The organism is Streptomyces beijiangensis, assembly GCF_017315755.1.
Lineage (GTDB): Bacteria > Actinomycetota > Actinomycetes > Streptomycetales > Streptomycetaceae > Streptomyces > Streptomyces beijiangensis.
The window spans coordinates 1-218 of record NZ_JAFLRJ010000663.1 but is presented as its reverse complement, the minus strand read 5'-3'; the positions used below and the strand labels follow the sequence as shown (position 1 = coordinate 218).

Annotated in this window: 1 pseudogene; it reads right to left on the bottom strand. The window is 70.6% G+C overall.

Annotated features, from left to right (window positions below):
* A pseudogene (locus J0695_RS38040) lies at positions 1-218 on the bottom strand (serine/threonine-protein kinase); the annotation flags it as partial.

Below are 218 nucleotides of genomic sequence, written 5' to 3'. Positions count from 1 at the left end.
CGGCTTGAGGTCGCGGTGGACAAGACCGCAGCGGTGGATGGCGGCCAGCCCCTCGGCGAGACCCGCCCCGATCCGAAGCACGACATCCGGTACGAACGGGCCGTGCTGGGCGACCACTTGCTGCAGTGTCGGCCCCGGAATGTAGGCGGTGACCAGCCAGGGAGCCTCTGCGTCGGGGTCGGCATCGACGACCTGCGCGGTATGGAACCCGCCCACCC